This window comes from Gordonia sp. SGD-V-85 (assembly GCF_001456905.1).
GTDB classification, from domain to species: Bacteria; Actinomycetota; Actinomycetes; order Mycobacteriales; family Mycobacteriaceae; genus Gordonia; species Gordonia hongkongensis.
In genome coordinates this window covers 1-13,516 of record NZ_LNQO01000027.1, presented here as the reverse complement: position 1 = coordinate 13,516, position 13,516 = coordinate 1, and the positions used below count along the sequence as shown (strand labels likewise).

The following is a 13,516-nucleotide window of genomic DNA, read 5'->3' as shown; positions in this document are numbered from 1 at the left end:
CCCGTGCCACCGCCAACGAATCCAGTTCCGCCGCCCATATCTCCACCTCCCGCCCGGTGTAAGAACCCTGCCGGCGTCACGTCGGCCGGTCCGAATATCCTAAATTGGGATATCGCCTGGCGCAAGGTGCGCTTGTGGGGTGGACAAGTCGATCTACACCGCCGAGTACCAGCGTCTGTGTGCGCTGCTGCGGCAGTGGCGGGTCGAAGCAGGCTTCACCCAAGTGCAGGTCGCTGAGCGGCTGGGTGAACCCCAGTCATTCGTGAGCAAGTACGAAAGCGGCGAACGGCGCCTGGATGTGATCGAGCTGAAGCACATCTGCGCCGCGCTTGGAATCGATCTCGCTCGCGTCGTTGGTGAGCTGTGAATTGTCGCTGCCCGTCTGTTGCGAGATGGCTAGCCGCGGTGGCGAGCGCAAAGGGTGTATTGCTGTGTCAGCGCGGTCGGCCTGCTTGCTGGATAGAAGGCCCGAGGCATTCGCCCACGTGGCGTTCGTGCTCATGATGCAGTTGTTAGCCCACGACAACCCATAGACCGTTCGGCACGTACCCGAAGCGCACGGCCATAAGCGGTCATACCCTCCCAATCTACGGCCTGATTGCCGCTCCCATCGGTGGTCACGGGGACCATTATTCGTTGCCGCAATAGGCGTTCGAGAGTGAGCTTGTATCCGAAACCAAACTTGGAAACGCACTGGTGGGTGAGAATCGTGACGAGGACGAGCAGCGCGTACTCAGTTGCATCATCCGAAAGCGGCTCCAGCGCGATGACGTCGTCGGAGGCGCTGAAGGGCACAGGCTGGTACTTTGCGTGCCCCGTTCCGCCATCGCCGTTGTAGATGAGACTGACCCATCCTCCGGGGAACATCGGCGCGACGCTGGCGTAGTCCCGGATGCTGTTGTTCATGCGTGAACCGGTCACGAATGGCGTTGTTCCTGGGCGCCGGTCCGCCCTCGTTAGACGCTTACCCTTATGGGTTCGAAAGAGGCCATGCTGGCCGATGTCGGGGTGATCGACCACGAACATCGGCGCGAATGTCAATTTGGGCAGGTCGTCGGCATCATCAGGACGTGTCTGACGGACGGCCTCCGCATTGGAACGGGTCCGTGCGCGAAGCTCTTTGCCGAGATCGGTCATGCCGTCCCAGTCGACGACCGCGTCACCACTATCGTTTGTGACGACAGGAACCATGATTAGGGTCTTGCGTAGACGACCGAGAGTCGCACCGTTGCCGCCCCAACTAAATCGAGCCATTTGACCAGCGATTAGTGTCGCTAGTATCGGGCCATTCATGTCATTGAGCTGCGGATGCCTGAGGACCTGAATGTTCTGACTCGTGTAAAAGCTGGCGGGCTGAAACGTGACTGTCTGTGTGTCAAGACCGATAGTTATCGCGTTTCCAGGCTCAGGAGGTTTAGCCTGGATCGGGCAAAAGCCGTCGATTCCGTTCTTGGCTCGGGTGCGCGATACGAAGGGATATACGGCGTCACCGTCAGTGGACAACTTCGACTTATCGTAAAATGCTGCGGATGCATTCATTCTTTCGAAGACGTCGGTAATCAGAACCGGGGCGAAGTGCAGGTTGGAGAACACAGTCACGGAATGTTCTCCTGTGCGTCGCTATCGTCCGTGTTTGGCTCGGCCGGGGTGGGTGTGATCAGGTCGCCGAGACCGTGTGAGTGCATGTCCACCTGCCACGTGACGTAGTCAGCCATCGTCGACAGAAAGTCATCGTAAGTTGGTGGCTGGTCATTGAAGTAGAAGAATGAGTGTTGCCACTCGTCCGTGGCAGTAATCTCTGAGCGGACGATGAACCCAGTGTCCTCGGCAACGCCATCGTTGAGCACGGACAGTAGGTGAGATCGCCGTGACTTCTCGTTGCCGTCGCCCACTAGGCCGATGTGCTGGCGTACCTTGTAACCGTCGTCCTTGAAGTTGGCAAACGCGACCTTCTTAGATTCCGGGTGTGGGACACCCGCGGTGAACAGTGCGATCACCACGTGATTGCCAACGCCGTAGAACGTGTCAGGGTTCATTGTGATTACTGCGTCGAGAGTGTGCTCAGCCAGGATTTTGGCCTTACGGGCCTTGTCTTCCTTGGTCTTACCCACCATCGACGACTGCGGAACGATCGCCGCAAGCCGACCCTTGTGATCAAGTAGAGACAGCGCGCGCTCGATAAATGACAGCTCGGAGAGGTGGCGGGTTTCCTTGGTCTTTGCCTGGGAGTACGGCGGGTTGATGAGCGCCTTAGTGAAACCGTGCTCACCTCGCAGATCCTGGGGGTCCAGGTCGAAGATCGAGTGTCGCTGAAAGTTGGCCTTGCCATCGCCGCGAAGAATCATATTCGTGGTGCCTATCGCGAAGAGCTTGTCCTGTAGCTCTACGCCAAAGAGCTGACTCTCGCGGATTTCTTGTTGCTTGGTCGCGAGCAGGCCTGGCTTCTTGCCGTAGCGCCGCTGCGCATCGTCGAACATCCGGCGCATCGCCGCGATCAGGAATGCTGCAGTGCCAGCGCACGGATCGATTACGACGTCTTCAGCATCGATGTCGATAAGCTCAGCCATGAGGTCAGTGATGTGGTGGGGCGTAAGTACAATCCCGAGGGCGTTACCGTCTGAGCCGCCGTACTTCACGAACTCTCCATAGAAGTTTCCGAGGACGTCAAAGGCGGAACGGGAGGGGTCTGATACCGAATGGATGACGTCATGATCTAACACCCTGACGAATCGCCTCATCGGCGTGATGTTGCCCAAGTCATTATTCACGCGGTTAAGCAGCACGTGTGATTTGATAAACGAGAACTGATCCAGTAGGGCGCCGATTTTCTGCTTCGGCTTCAGATCGGCGTCGTCGCTCTCCAGGTACTCGCGAGCAGCCTTGTAGACCTTCTCACCGTCGGTGAATCCCGACTTTTTCTCGCCCTTGAGGTCGTCGATGAGGCTAGGCTGATACTTGAGCGCCAGAAGAATCGCCGACACCAAAGTGGCCTTGCGCTCACCCTCTAGGGATGCGTAGTTGCGCATATCCTCATGGAGCCCAGCCGCGACCCTTCGGATCTCGCGGGCCTCACGCTCCTCGCGTGGTAGCTGGCCGAGGACTGCGACGCGATGATACTCAGCGATGTTGTCCGCTGCGAGATCGGTCAAAGCGTCCACCTCAGCCAGGAGTTTTAGCTGAGAGCCCTTCTGGGCATACGCGATTGTGACATCGTGGTGTGACTCGGCGCCAGCGACACCGACGGCGAAGACGCCCTTGTCGATGCGGTCGGCCAAGTGTTTGGCGTAGTGCGCGGCGCCGTTGAGTGCGTACTCCGTCCGGGCAGGGTGGCTGATGTCGATCTCGTCGTTCACGATGAGCTTCGACTTCGTCAGGTCGGCTTTGTCTTCAATCACGACCAGAAAGTCGCCGGATTCGATCAGGAACTCGGGTTTACCCGGCCCGCGCTTCTTGCCTTTGGAACCGCCCTTCAGTGCACTGTAGATGTACGCGGGGGCGTCGGAGCAGCTCTGCTCCCACGGACGATTGAAACCTATGTCGCGCAGCATGTCCCGCACGAACTGGTCGGTACTCTTCTCGTTGCCCATCAAGTCCCGGCCCTGTCGTCTGTTGCCCGCTAGCGATACAGGATGGAACGTATCAGATGCGTGGCAACCGGACGGCGAGGCCGTCTGCGGGAACACTAATTGGGTGATCCGTAGACCTACCGCGCCTCGGCATGGCACGGCGGCTTCGATGTCGGTGGTACCCCAGACTTAGACGTCGGAATTGCGGATCTGGAACAGGGCTATATCGGCGATTGCCGTCTGCGTGCTGCGCGGCAGAAAGTCTGCCACCTCTGTTGAAGGAGAAAACTCCCGCGCTGCTTGGACCGCCAGTTCGGCGTCGGATTTGGATATTGAGAACTCTTTACGACCAGTAGTTGGATCGGGCAGAGCGAAATCCGCTCTGGCCGCACGAATAGCCAGATCCCGAAACTTTTCAACCTCGTCTCTTGCCAATGTGCGCCCTGCCGTCGAAATGAGTGTGTCGCAGCTAATCGAGACTGCCTCCATCTCGCTTCCCCCTAGTATGACTTGCTCTTGCGCCTGATTGAATCTCATGTTATATTCTTCCCCCTAAAGCTAGGATAGCCCAGCATCCGCACTAATGTAAATAGGGGGGCCAAGTAAACGTGTCCACGTCTGCTGACCCGGTCGATAACGCATACGTATTGGTCGATCTTATTCTTCGGGACCTTCGAAGTGTTGAGTCGAGTTTTGCGCGGTCGGGCTACCGAGAACTTCTTGCATCTCAACTCGCTGAGTTGTCTCGGCTGGGGCGCGAGGTTGACGCGGTGGTTGCTCAGCACATCTCGGAATACGATATAGCGGTCGAATATGCCAGCATGCACCGCTATATGATGCGCACGCGGCGCAACTATCTCAGCATCCTTAGCGCGTCTCATCATCTGATCGATGAGGCGACCACGATGCGCGCGAAGAAGTATTCCAGCAAGGCGCAGAAGAGGCTCGGCAAGAAACGCCGGTTCCTCTGGTCCGACATTGTTCCTTTCAGTCCGGATTCCTCGATTAGTAGAGAAATCAACCGTCTTCGCGACCCGCGTCTGGTCCCCAATAATTGGCGGGGGGTAAGTCGATACATCCGGGACACTAAGAGCATTCTTGGACCGATATCGGTTGAACTGCTCAATATGCGTGTCAGACCGAAAGACCTCGGATACCGGTACGTCTTTTCGGTTGCGTCTGGCTGCGCAACCCGCAGAGATTAAGCGCGGACGATCATGCTGGCCACGATATCGCAACTGGGTGCAATCGTCGCATTCTCGAGTTTTCTGTTCGCCGTGTTTACGTATTGGCGGGAAACGAGGCGGTCGAGCAGAGAAGACGCGATGCGTATCATCATTCATAAGTCGGGTTCGATCCTCACAATCGAGAACACGAGCGACATCGTTGTTACTGATCTGGAAGTGAGCATTGGGACTGGTAAACAAATTGAGATCGTTAACGCATCGCCCGGTTACATAAAGTCGAAGGAGAAGATTGAGCTCGACTTGTCCGACGAGCGGATAGTTAAGCAGCCTGCGCCGGCAGGTTATATCCACGTTGCGTTCACTGGTCCGCGTGGACTCAGGTGGGTCCGTGACAGCGATCAGCTCGTCAAGCAGGGTTGGATTCAGCGCAAGATGATCCGTAAGCGCCTCTCCAAGTAGGCAGCGGGCACCTAGTTTCTGCCGTGGCGTTACCATGTCGAGTCACCTGCTTCGCGCTGTAACAGCTTCGTGGGACATCGTCACAGAATCTGGGTCGCGGGGGAAGCGGATAAAGCGGCGTGTCCACAATGGGTCTCGATTGTGGTCCACTGAAGCAAAATGGGTATTTCTACTACGTTGCAGCTCGGTGACGACACCGACTGTCGGTGGCGGCAGGGTTTTGCACTCTGGCGACCCAACAGATCGTGTCCTAGCTGTGGTGACACCTTGGCGCCCACGACGTTGCCGACCAACGCGCGGTGGGACAGTGTGGATGGTTCCGCAAGGGCATGCGCTAGGTCCGGAAAGTGCGACCGGTGGAGCTGGCGAGTCTCTGCTCTCCGCAATGGAACCTGATGCGCGCGCAGCGCGTCAAAGACTCATGAACGCGTCACCATTCGATCCGCGCTGCGGCGCATGTGCACAGCTCTCCAGGTCAGACCAACTTCAGGCGTGGTGGACGCGCCTGGACGAAGTCGGTAGTCAGCCAATTCCGGTTCAAGTCGAAGATCTCGACACCGAAGCATGGACAGCGAGACCTCGCCCGGGTGATAAGCCGGGGCGCATGGCCTAGTTCGCTGCCTCGTAAGCTTCCACAATGTCGCGCGCGATACGTCCGCGGGGTGAGACCTCAAAACCGTTGGCTACAGCCCATTCGCGAATCTGTGCGTTCTGCGAGGAACTCGCCTTCGAGGCGCCATTTCGCTTCGATGAACCACGAACCTGACGTCGCCCGCCAACGCGTGTCGACGCAGTCAGCAGCTTGGCGACCGTTACTTTGCCTTCTTCGATCTTGTCGAGGTTGGCGGGGGAGACGTCCAACTCGTAGTCGACACCCAGCCACGTCCAAGAGACAGTATGGGCTTCTTCAGGATCAAGCTCGCGTCCGTCGAGATCGTCAACGACGGTGACTGTTTGAATTCGGGACATGAGGTTGAGGCTAGCGCACTGGGTAATGAGTCGCGCCTACGTCCCTGGGTTCGGGGATGCTTAGGCGGAGTGGATTTAGGTCGCATATTTGAAGTCGATCGGAATTCCGTATCACGGTACAGCCGGCGGCCGAATAGTTGGTACACATGCATCATCGGCTTCTGCTCCTTTGGGCGCGATGTCTGCGCCTACCTCGAGAATGCCGGCCGGGCCTGGGTGTCACGACTTCCCCCTTGTGACCACCAGGCCCGGCGCGGCGGTCGATCGCTAGTTTTCCCGTCGGACGCCTTTGAAAGGCTTCCCATCCGCCTTGACGTCCATGAACCGGCCGGTGTTGGAGTTTCGCTTGATGTATCCGCTCTTAGTTGAGACCTGGGTTCGGGAACGAACGGATCCGCGACGCGAACCGCTTCCGGTGTTCTTTGCCACCTCAATCACCCCCTCTCTCGCTCTCTCTTGATGGCGCAGCAACGTTCATGCCCGCCGCTGTAGCTCCCAGGTGACTGCCTGGTTGTTGTAGGGCGGCATCACATTCCCCTTTGCGATGGGGGCGGTTGTCGAGGGCGTCGACTACGCCTTCCACACGCCGCTGACGGGGCATTGCTGTCCGGTACGGGCCGTGATGGCCATGCTGGCTCCTTAGCTAGATTCGTGCGTCTCGAAAGTGAAACGCTGATACGAAAGTACAACATGATCCGGAAGTGCGCCAGCGCATCGAATCTGCAACACTTACTAGCATGGGAGCACAGCAAAGTTGAGCTTGAAGCGGACTATCGATACGGACGCTCTGTACGCGGCGCTCGACGCCGTTCGGCGTGAGCGGGGGGTCTCGATGCGGCAGTTGGCGAAGGACATCGGAGTGAGCCCCTCGCTCCTGTCCCGACTCGCGAACGGATATAAGCCAGACGCCGAGGGTCTGATGACGTTGACGGCCTACCTCAAGATCCCGGCAGAGCGGTTCGTTGTGGGGGAGCCTGGGCAGAGCGACGATCTCCCGAGTCTGATGACCGAGATCGCGCCGCTACTACGGGCGCGACCAGACCTGGACGCTGACGACGTGAAGTACCTCGAGGACGTCATCGACGCTGCGGTGCGGTTGAAACAGGCGGTGCGGTCGAAACAATGACCATGCCACGCGGAACCAAAGCTGAGCTTCGACGTCTTGCTGCAGAGCTGCGCCTCGAAGTTGGCGCCGGGAACGACGGCGTCTTCGATCCGTTCGCGCTTGCCAAACTGTACGGCGTCACGGTGATCGAGATGTCGACGGTCGCCAGCGAGGAGTCTCGGGAGTATTTTGGTGCCGCGGGCTACAGCAAGTTCTCCGGTGCGCAGATCCCGGTTGGTCCGTTCGGGTCGGTGATCCTGGTCAACGATCTGCATCCGATGACCCGCGTCAGGTCGACGCTCGGTCACGAGCTGGCACACGTGGTACGCGAACATCCTCACGCAGCGAGGTTGGTCGATGAGAACGGCTGCCGGACCGACAACCGTGTTCACGAGGAAGAAGCGGACTTTCTCAGCGGTGAGCTACTTCTCCCCACGGACGTCGCACGTAAGCTCGCTATTCGCGGTATGTCTGCGGCCGCGGTGGCGGACATGTACGGAATTAGCGAGCCGATGGCGCGGTGGCGATTGAACATCAGCGGAGGACATCAGATCCGGCGTCGTGCGTCCATACGGCAGACCGGCTCGGCCCACCGGCAGAGCTGACATGCCCGGTGTAATCGCCGCACACCGACACTCGCTACTCGTATCCAAGTGCATGCCTGACAAGGCGCGCGCTCTCAACGCTCGGCGCGTCTGGAGTGCCAGGTAGCGTCAGGTACAGTCCGCCGTCTCCCTCTGAACGAGCGATGTCGCTGCCATCGAGAAGCGCGAGATCACGCGAGACAGAGTCACTGAGATAGGTGTCCCATCCAACCGGGATCTGACGGGTGGACGAGTCCCAGCCTTGTGCGTCTCTGAATTCGTAGGTGTGTGCGCTGAGGTAGTCCGGGTGCCAGGCTCGGACCAGAGCAGCCATGTGATCCTTCACCGCCCGGGCCACCAACACTTGATCGTCGCTCTCAAAGTTCAGCCTGGCAAGCGTGTGATTGCGAACGCCACGCGGGCCTTCAAGACCGGCGCGAATTCGGCACTCGACGGCGTAGTCCTTGGCGTCGGTGAGTCGATAGACCTTGATGTCGAAGCCCGGCTTGGGGCGACGTCCGCCGGCCGCGTCGAACGTGGTTCGTTCGATGCGCCCCATGAGATCGGAGACATCTGAGGCATCGGCGATGGGGTCGTAGAAGTAGGTGCCGCCCTCTTTGCGGGGCGTAACCCACTCGCCGGTTGGCTCGTTCGGCATCGTCAGCACCATCCGGGACGTGGCTTGGGCGGCCGATTCCAGGGTCTGTGCTCGCCAGTCCCATTCGCCGAGGATGATCATCGAAGTCACTTTGCTATTTCTCCGGTGGAATGTGTTCGACTCGGATGCGATCACCGAGTCCGAGGTCTTCAATCTGTCGCTTTATCGCTTTTTCGAGAGCCGGGGTGGCGACGCGCCATTCAACTTCGGCGTCGTGCTCCTCGGCCGCGTCGTACTGACGCTGCAACTGATCGGGAAGCTGTTCTGCGAACTTGGTGTTCTTCCGGATCGATCCGTCGTCCTCGATCATCCAGTCGTAGCTGGCGGTGCCCTTGGCTTCGATCCACGTTTCCCTGGAATCGTCCGTGGCGGGCTCCATGCCGTCGACCTTAATGGCCCCGCTGGGGGCGTCTTCCGACGGAATCTTGTAGGTCACACCCGAATCGGTGCCGGTGACTTGCCGCTCGTAGTCGCTCGCTTCCTTCGACCATCCGGTTTCATTCTCCGGTACCCATTCGCCGCTCCCGCCTCCCGTCGTATCGAGATTGCTGCGGCTCAGCAGCTCGTTGATGTCGATGTCGGGGAAGTGCTCGATTGCCCAGGAGATGGCTAGGGCCACGCCTACAGTTGCCGCGGCTGCTGCGAACGCGACGGCGGCGATCTCGAGGAGGCTGGCGCCCGCGAGCGCTCCAAGGAGCAGCGGGAACGCGACGGTCTGGATTTTGCCGGAGCTGGCGTTGTCCGCATTCTCGAGCTGGTGGTAGTAGCGGGTGATGATCGGCTGCCAGAGTGCCACCCTGGCCTCAGCGTCGTCGCTGCCTGTGTCAGCGGCCGTGACTTGCCAGGTGTCGCTCACCTTGCAGCCGTCGGCTTCGGCGGCGTCTGCCTGCGCGAGCAGAGCAACCGCGGCGTAGTGCATCTCGGTGAGGCCGTTGTATGCCGCATCGCCTGCTTGCGTAACGATGTCTGCGGTCCGGATGTTGGTGGTGTAGTGCTGGTCGACAGTGGCGAAAGCATTCTGATACCCGATACCGGACCAACCGCCGTCATGACCCAGGTTGCTGCCGCCGTCGCGGATGCGCGTGCTGGCCGCCTCGAGCACGCTCGCCTGCGATGTGAGCGAACCTCGCGCCGTCGCCGCCGCAGCGGCCGCCGTCCAGGCTCGGACAGCGGATCGAGTGAGTGCTGTCATAGGCGCAGCTCGCCTTCGCGGAGTCGGGAGGCGGAGGACTCGTCAGCGTTCTCGTAGGTGGCCGCGGCGTTGACCACGCTCGGACCCACCGGTTCGGACTGCTCCGCCGCGCGCGTGATTGCAGCCTTCACAGCAGCGTCAAGCACCGCTAGCGATAGGGCAGTCTTGCTGCCCGCGACTTGCTCTGACGCCGCGGCCAGTCGGCTTCCACCTGCGGCGCTGGAGATGTCGGCCGATGCCGCGCTCACGACGCCGCCGTACGTACGCATGTCCCCGGGCCGAGCCGAAACGTTGTCCGTCATAGATCCCCCATGTCTATTCCTGGGCAACAGTGTGTCAGACCTGGGCAGCTGGGCGATGATGCGATCCACAGGGGTGCCGCGTGTTCCTGTTGTCGCCGCCGGGGTCGCGCAGCCACGAGCGAGCCGTTGCCATATTCCGTAGCGTGTCGGGGCCCCATCGATGGTCGGTGGGTTGTTCTAGATCATAGTTGTGGGCATGTCACGTGGGCTGGAGTTGTTCAGCGCAAGAATCGAAACTCCTGCAACTGGTTGCGGAAACTGCTTCATTGATGCTGGTTCGTTCGCTTCTCAGAGAGGAATCTTTGAAAAGCTCTATATAAAAACTCGAATGAGGCCTAGTAACGGGTCAAACGCGGTTTGCAATCCGGATGACGCCGCCGGCGTGAACCAGAAGCAGCATCGCGTCGAGCACTTTCATCGGCGCTTTACCGAAGAATATTCCAGTGTATAATAGTTGACAGATGAAGCAATTCAGACTCATGACTCATCAACAGAACTTTCTCCTGCGGGACAGAGCGACGCGCCAGTTCGTACTAGTAGGCAGGGCCGATCCATTCTCGGTAGACATAGACAACCCTAGCATCATCTACGGATTGTTTCAGACTTCACTGGCTTCACTGAGCCCTGAAGACGAGCGCGTAGTTTCAAGTCTGATGGACTTATTCTTCCAGAATGGTTTCGTTCTAAATAACTTCTCAAAGTTTCATGACGAGGTCACAGTCAGTGACTATTACGTGGATGATAGAACCTATTCGCTTAGGTCATACTATTATAGTGAGATAGATATAATGGATCTCGATCGAATCAAGGATTCTCGGTTGAAAAATTCTATCGAGCAACCGGTCATAGTTCTGTGTTCCTTTGATGAATTAAAAAGCGAAATTGGAGAGGATGAGATGATCGCGTCCCTGTTGGTTAGAGAAGAATCGTTTCTTAGTTGAGTTAGAATGCGGAAATTCTGCCGAGAGATTACGTGGCCGCGTTCGCCCTGTCTTGTGTGAGGCGTCAGGGTGCGGTTGGTCAACGGTTTCGGCGCAGTATCAATTCTGTGATCCATCTTATCCCGTGACAGGCAACGGCAGGTGAGTTATACACCGGTCAAACTGACAACCATCTGGTGCGCCGCCTCGCTGGTCCGCTGCGGGTCCTCGGCCTTACCTACTTGGAGAGCGGGAGAGTGTCAGCAAACGACGTGCTCAATAGAGTCTTCTGCGGCACAATCAAGGCCTGGGACTCTGACCAGCGGTTGCGCTCGTTTCGAGACTGCCTCTTCAGAGCGCGTCTAGACGAGGGGGACATGATATGCCTGCATGGAGTGAGTCTGTGATACACGGCAGCCTGGATGACGGACGGTATGTCACCTTGAAGTTCGCGGCCGACAGCGACGATGTGTTGGTAGCTCTCGGCCACCTCAGCGACATTCAGCCGTGGAACGACCATGTGCATATCTGGCGGGGCAGCGACGGCAAGCTTGACCATCATGATCGACGCTGGTCGGCCGCGATCTTCCCTTCGACCCCTGGCAAAGACGAACAGAAGTCCACCCGCAACGAATACAACCGCACCGCCGCGCTGCAACTCGAAAACCTTGTTAAGCAGGCTAAAGCGGCTGCCGCCACGACCGACTGGCGAGCAGGCAAAGCGACGATGGACAGCCTTAGACATCAGTGGAATTCAGTGTGGCGCGATCCGCGCTACACTTTCCGGCCCGGAACCATCGATTACGCAGAGCGGGACCGCCTGCGACGCGAGTTCAGGGAGGCGCAGGACACATTCTTTGAGAACCGCCGCCAAGCCAACGAACGTCGACAGCGTGACCAGCAGCATGCGCTCGAACGTAGAGAGGGGATAGTAGCAGAGGCCCATAGGCTGGCGGCATCCACCGACTGGAAAGCGACGGCCGCGCGCTTGCGAAAGCTCGACCAGGAATGGAAAGCCGCGGGGTCGTGTCGTCGCGAAGACAACGACCGCTTATGGCAAGAGTTCAAGAGTGCGAAAGACAGCTTCTACGCCAAACGCACCGCGTTCTTCGAAACAAGGGACCGCGACTCGGAGCGGGCCAAACGCGCCAAGGAAGACCTGGTGCGTGAGGCTGAGCGCCTTGTATCGTCGACAGATTGGAAGGCGACAGGGGATCAGTTCCGTCGACTTCAAGAACGCTGGAAAGCTACCGGGCACTGCAAGAAGGATGATAGCGATAGGCTATGGCAGCAATTCAGCGGTGCGCGGGACAAATTCAACCGCAACCGTGAGAAGCACTTCGAGAATGTGAAAGCCGACCAAGCAAAGGCGGTGAGGGCAAAGCAGTCCCTAGTGAGCGAAGCTCAATCGCTTTCCCGTGCCACGGATCTACGGTCTGCCCGGCAGTCGATGAAAGGGTTAATGGACCGTTGGAAGGCAGCGCCTCGCGCCTCGCGCACTGACGAGGATAAACTATGGCAACAGTTTCGCCAGGCCCAAGACGAACTCCGGCGACGCTCGGATGTCGAGCGGCAGAACCGACAGCGAGAACAGCAGCAAGCTAGGTCCGCTAAGGAGCGACTGGTATCGCGTGCGGAGTCACTCAGCAACACATCCGATTTTAAGCTGGCGCGCCAAGAGATGCGAACTCTGATGGATGACTGGAAGGCGGCTGGACGTGCCGAACGGGATGTGGAGAACCAACTGTGGGAGCGCTTCCAGCGTGCCAGGGACCGATTCAACCAGGCTGCTAACGCCGCCTGGGAGAATCAAAAGCGAGAACGAGTGTCGAGACTTCAAGATGCAATCCAGCGTAAGAAGGAAGCCCTGAGCCGCATTGAGAATGCAATCCGTAGTACAGAATCTCAGCTGTCTGACCTATATAGTCGCCCGGAACCTTCGTACAAAAACCCCCGGCGCTGGGAGATTGCTAGTCGGCGCAACGAGGCAATCAGCAACAAAAGGAACAAGCTCGCCAGCATGCAGGGCAAGAGGAACGATATCGTTAACGCACTCGTCGATATGGAAGCAAAGCTGCGCAGCATGTACTGACTACTTCTTTCTGAAGAATGGGCCGCGATGTCGTCAAACGTATTTCCCTGCACCTGAACTGCCTCAGCCACTGCCACGCAGCATCCGGAGTCCACACGCAGCATCGCCAAGGCGCTCATCAGCATGGCGGGGGACCTCGTCAAGCAAGAGGCGTTCGTTCGGGAGATGCTTGAGCGTGACGAGCGCATCGCAGGCGTGTCGTTGAGCAGGTTCTTCGTCATGCTGTACTGGGATGGCCATGCCTTCGCGTGTATGGAGAAGCGCATGCTCGTCGTGCGCATCCCCGCCGCTTCGTCTAAGCGCCCGATCCCCGCCCACCGGGCAGAGTGGGTACTTGGGGATATGGTCATGGAGAACTGGCGTGTGGACAACGCTGAGCACTCGATGTGGGTTTCGCTAGCGCTACACGCCCGAGATATCGTCAGCGACGAGCTAGGGCAGGCGGCGTAACGGGTCATCCGCGCCGGGGTTTGGGCAGGTCA

General features: G+C 58.7%; 14 protein-coding genes. 7 read left to right on the top strand and 7 right to left on the bottom strand.

The window, feature by feature from the left end; all coding sequences use genetic code 11:
* The first annotated feature begins 139 nt into the window (after nucleotides 1–139).
* Nucleotides 140–367, top strand: coding sequence for a helix-turn-helix domain-containing protein (locus AS181_RS22075; protein ID WP_058253641.1), 228 nt, complete (start codon nucleotides 140–142; stop codon nucleotides 365–367).
* 131 nt (nucleotides 368–498) lie between these two features.
* Here AS181_RS22075 and AS181_RS22070 read toward each other — a convergent pair whose 3' ends face one another.
* The 3 genes from AS181_RS22070 to AS181_RS25025 form a co-directional block, all read right to left on the bottom strand.
* Nucleotides 499–1,599: a restriction endonuclease subunit S gene (locus AS181_RS22070; RefSeq protein ID WP_058253640.1), complete on the bottom strand. Its 1,101-nt coding sequence runs from the start codon at nucleotides 1,597–1,599 to the stop codon at nucleotides 499–501.
* On the bottom strand, nucleotides 1,596–3,587 hold the full coding sequence (locus AS181_RS22065) for an HsdM family class I SAM-dependent methyltransferase (protein ID WP_058253639.1): 1,992 nt from the start codon (nucleotides 3,585–3,587) through the stop codon (nucleotides 1,596–1,598). The genes AS181_RS22070 and AS181_RS22065 overlap by 4 nt, the downstream gene beginning before the upstream one ends.
* A gap of 168 nt (nucleotides 3,588–3,755) precedes the next feature.
* The gene (locus tag AS181_RS25025) at nucleotides 3,756–4,103 is read right to left on the bottom strand and encodes a hypothetical protein (protein ID WP_139114254.1); all 348 of its coding nucleotides are present in this window, start codon (nucleotides 4,101–4,103) and stop codon (nucleotides 3,756–3,758) included.
* A gap of 233 nt (nucleotides 4,104–4,336) precedes the next feature.
* Here AS181_RS25025 and AS181_RS25020 point away from each other — a divergent pair, with 233 nt between their 5' ends.
* Together AS181_RS25020 and AS181_RS22060 are read left to right on the top strand one after the other, a co-directional pair.
* Nucleotides 4,337–4,771: a hypothetical protein gene (locus tag AS181_RS25020; RefSeq protein WP_139114253.1), complete on the top strand. Its 435-nt coding sequence runs from the start codon at nucleotides 4,337–4,339 to the stop codon at nucleotides 4,769–4,771.
* Nucleotides 4,772–4,891: 120 nt separating this feature from the next.
* Nucleotides 4,892–5,212 carry a hypothetical protein gene (locus AS181_RS22060; RefSeq protein WP_139114252.1) on the top strand — a complete coding sequence of 107 codons (321 nt, stop codon included), beginning with the start codon at nucleotides 4,892–4,894 and terminating at the stop codon, nucleotides 5,210–5,212.
* Nucleotides 5,213–5,821: 609 nt separating this feature from the next.
* On the opposite strand, the gene AS181_RS24740 is transcribed toward AS181_RS22060, so the two are convergent.
* Nucleotides 5,822–6,181 carry a histone-like nucleoid-structuring protein Lsr2 gene (locus tag AS181_RS24740; protein ID WP_082653017.1) on the bottom strand — a complete coding sequence of 120 codons (360 nt, stop codon included), beginning with the start codon at nucleotides 6,179–6,181 and terminating at the stop codon, nucleotides 5,822–5,824.
* Nucleotides 6,182–6,935: 754 nt separating this feature from the next.
* Here AS181_RS24740 and AS181_RS22055 point away from each other — a divergent pair.
* Nucleotides 6,936–7,307 carry a helix-turn-helix domain-containing protein gene (locus AS181_RS22055; RefSeq protein ID WP_331456760.1) on the top strand — a complete coding sequence of 124 codons (372 nt, stop codon included), beginning with the start codon at nucleotides 6,936–6,938 and terminating at the stop codon, nucleotides 7,305–7,307.
* A gap of 2 nt (nucleotides 7,308–7,309) precedes the next feature.
* Nucleotides 7,310–7,891, top strand: a complete 582-nt coding sequence (locus AS181_RS22050; protein WP_058253682.1) for an ImmA/IrrE family metallo-endopeptidase — start codon at nucleotides 7,310–7,312, stop codon at nucleotides 7,889–7,891.
* Between the two features lie 34 nt (nucleotides 7,892–7,925).
* Here the strand turns inward: AS181_RS22050 and AS181_RS22045 are convergent, their stop codons facing one another.
* The 3 genes from AS181_RS22045 to AS181_RS22035 are packed head-to-tail and all read right to left on the bottom strand — an operon-like array spanning nucleotide 7,926 to nucleotide 10,022.
* Entirely contained in the window at nucleotides 7,926–8,609 is a 684-nt protein-coding gene (locus AS181_RS22045) for a hypothetical protein (RefSeq protein ID WP_058253636.1), read from the bottom strand.
* 13 nt (nucleotides 8,610–8,622) lie between these two features.
* Complete coding sequence (locus tag AS181_RS22040; RefSeq protein WP_058253635.1) at nucleotides 8,623–9,720, bottom strand: Tox-REase-5 domain-containing protein; 1,098 nt, start codon at nucleotides 9,718–9,720, stop codon at nucleotides 8,623–8,625.
* On the bottom strand, nucleotides 9,717–10,022 hold the full coding sequence (locus tag AS181_RS22035) for a type VII secretion target (protein ID WP_058253634.1): 306 nt from the start codon (nucleotides 10,020–10,022) through the stop codon (nucleotides 9,717–9,719). Before AS181_RS22035 ends, AS181_RS22040 begins: the two co-directional genes overlap by 4 nt.
* Before the next feature lie 1,302 nt (nucleotides 10,023–11,324).
* On the opposite strand from AS181_RS22035, the gene AS181_RS24735 reads away from it, so the two are divergent.
* Together AS181_RS24735 and AS181_RS22015 are read left to right on the top strand one after the other, a co-directional pair.
* Nucleotides 11,325–13,034 (top strand): DUF349 domain-containing protein, encoded by a 1,710-nt coding sequence (locus tag AS181_RS24735; protein ID WP_082653016.1) that lies wholly within the window; start codon nucleotides 11,325–11,327, stop codon nucleotides 13,032–13,034.
* A gap of 123 nt (nucleotides 13,035–13,157) precedes the next feature.
* The gene (locus tag AS181_RS22015) at nucleotides 13,158–13,484 is read left to right on the top strand and encodes a hypothetical protein (RefSeq protein ID WP_058253630.1); all 327 of its coding nucleotides are present in this window, start codon (nucleotides 13,158–13,160) and stop codon (nucleotides 13,482–13,484) included.
* The last annotated feature ends 32 nt before the right edge of the window (nucleotides 13,485–13,516 follow it).

Bases quoted from the DNA above. Each gene is read 5' to 3' on its own strand.
- AS181_RS22065 (WP_058253639.1), bottom strand. From the start codon at position 3,587: ATGGGCAACGAGAAGAGTACCGACCAGTTCGTGCGGGACATGCTGCGC.
- AS181_RS25025 (WP_139114254.1), bottom strand. From the start codon at position 4,103: ATGAGATTCAATCAGGCGCAAGAGCAAGTCATACTAGGGGGAAGCGAG.
- AS181_RS22060 (WP_139114252.1), top strand. From the start codon at position 4,892: ATGCGTATCATCATTCATAAGTCGGGTTCGATCCTCACAATCGAGAAC.
- AS181_RS24740 (WP_082653017.1), bottom strand. From the start codon at position 6,181: ATGTCCCGAATTCAAACAGTCACCGTCGTTGACGATCTCGACGGACGC.
- AS181_RS22050 (WP_058253682.1), top strand. From the start codon at position 7,310: ATGCCACGCGGAACCAAAGCTGAGCTTCGACGTCTTGCTGCAGAGCTG.
- AS181_RS22045 (WP_058253636.1), bottom strand. From the start codon at position 8,609: ATGATCATCCTCGGCGAATGGGACTGGCGAGCACAGACCCTGGAATCG.
- AS181_RS22040 (WP_058253635.1), bottom strand. From the start codon at position 9,720: ATGACAGCACTCACTCGATCCGCTGTCCGAGCCTGGACGGCGGCCGCT.
- AS181_RS22035 (WP_058253634.1), bottom strand. From the start codon at position 10,022: ATGACGGACAACGTTTCGGCTCGGCCCGGGGACATGCGTACGTACGGC.
- AS181_RS24735 (WP_082653016.1), top strand. From the start codon at position 11,325: ATGCCTGCATGGAGTGAGTCTGTGATACACGGCAGCCTGGATGACGGA.
- AS181_RS22015 (WP_058253630.1), top strand. From the start codon at position 13,158: ATGGCGGGGGACCTCGTCAAGCAAGAGGCGTTCGTTCGGGAGATGCTT.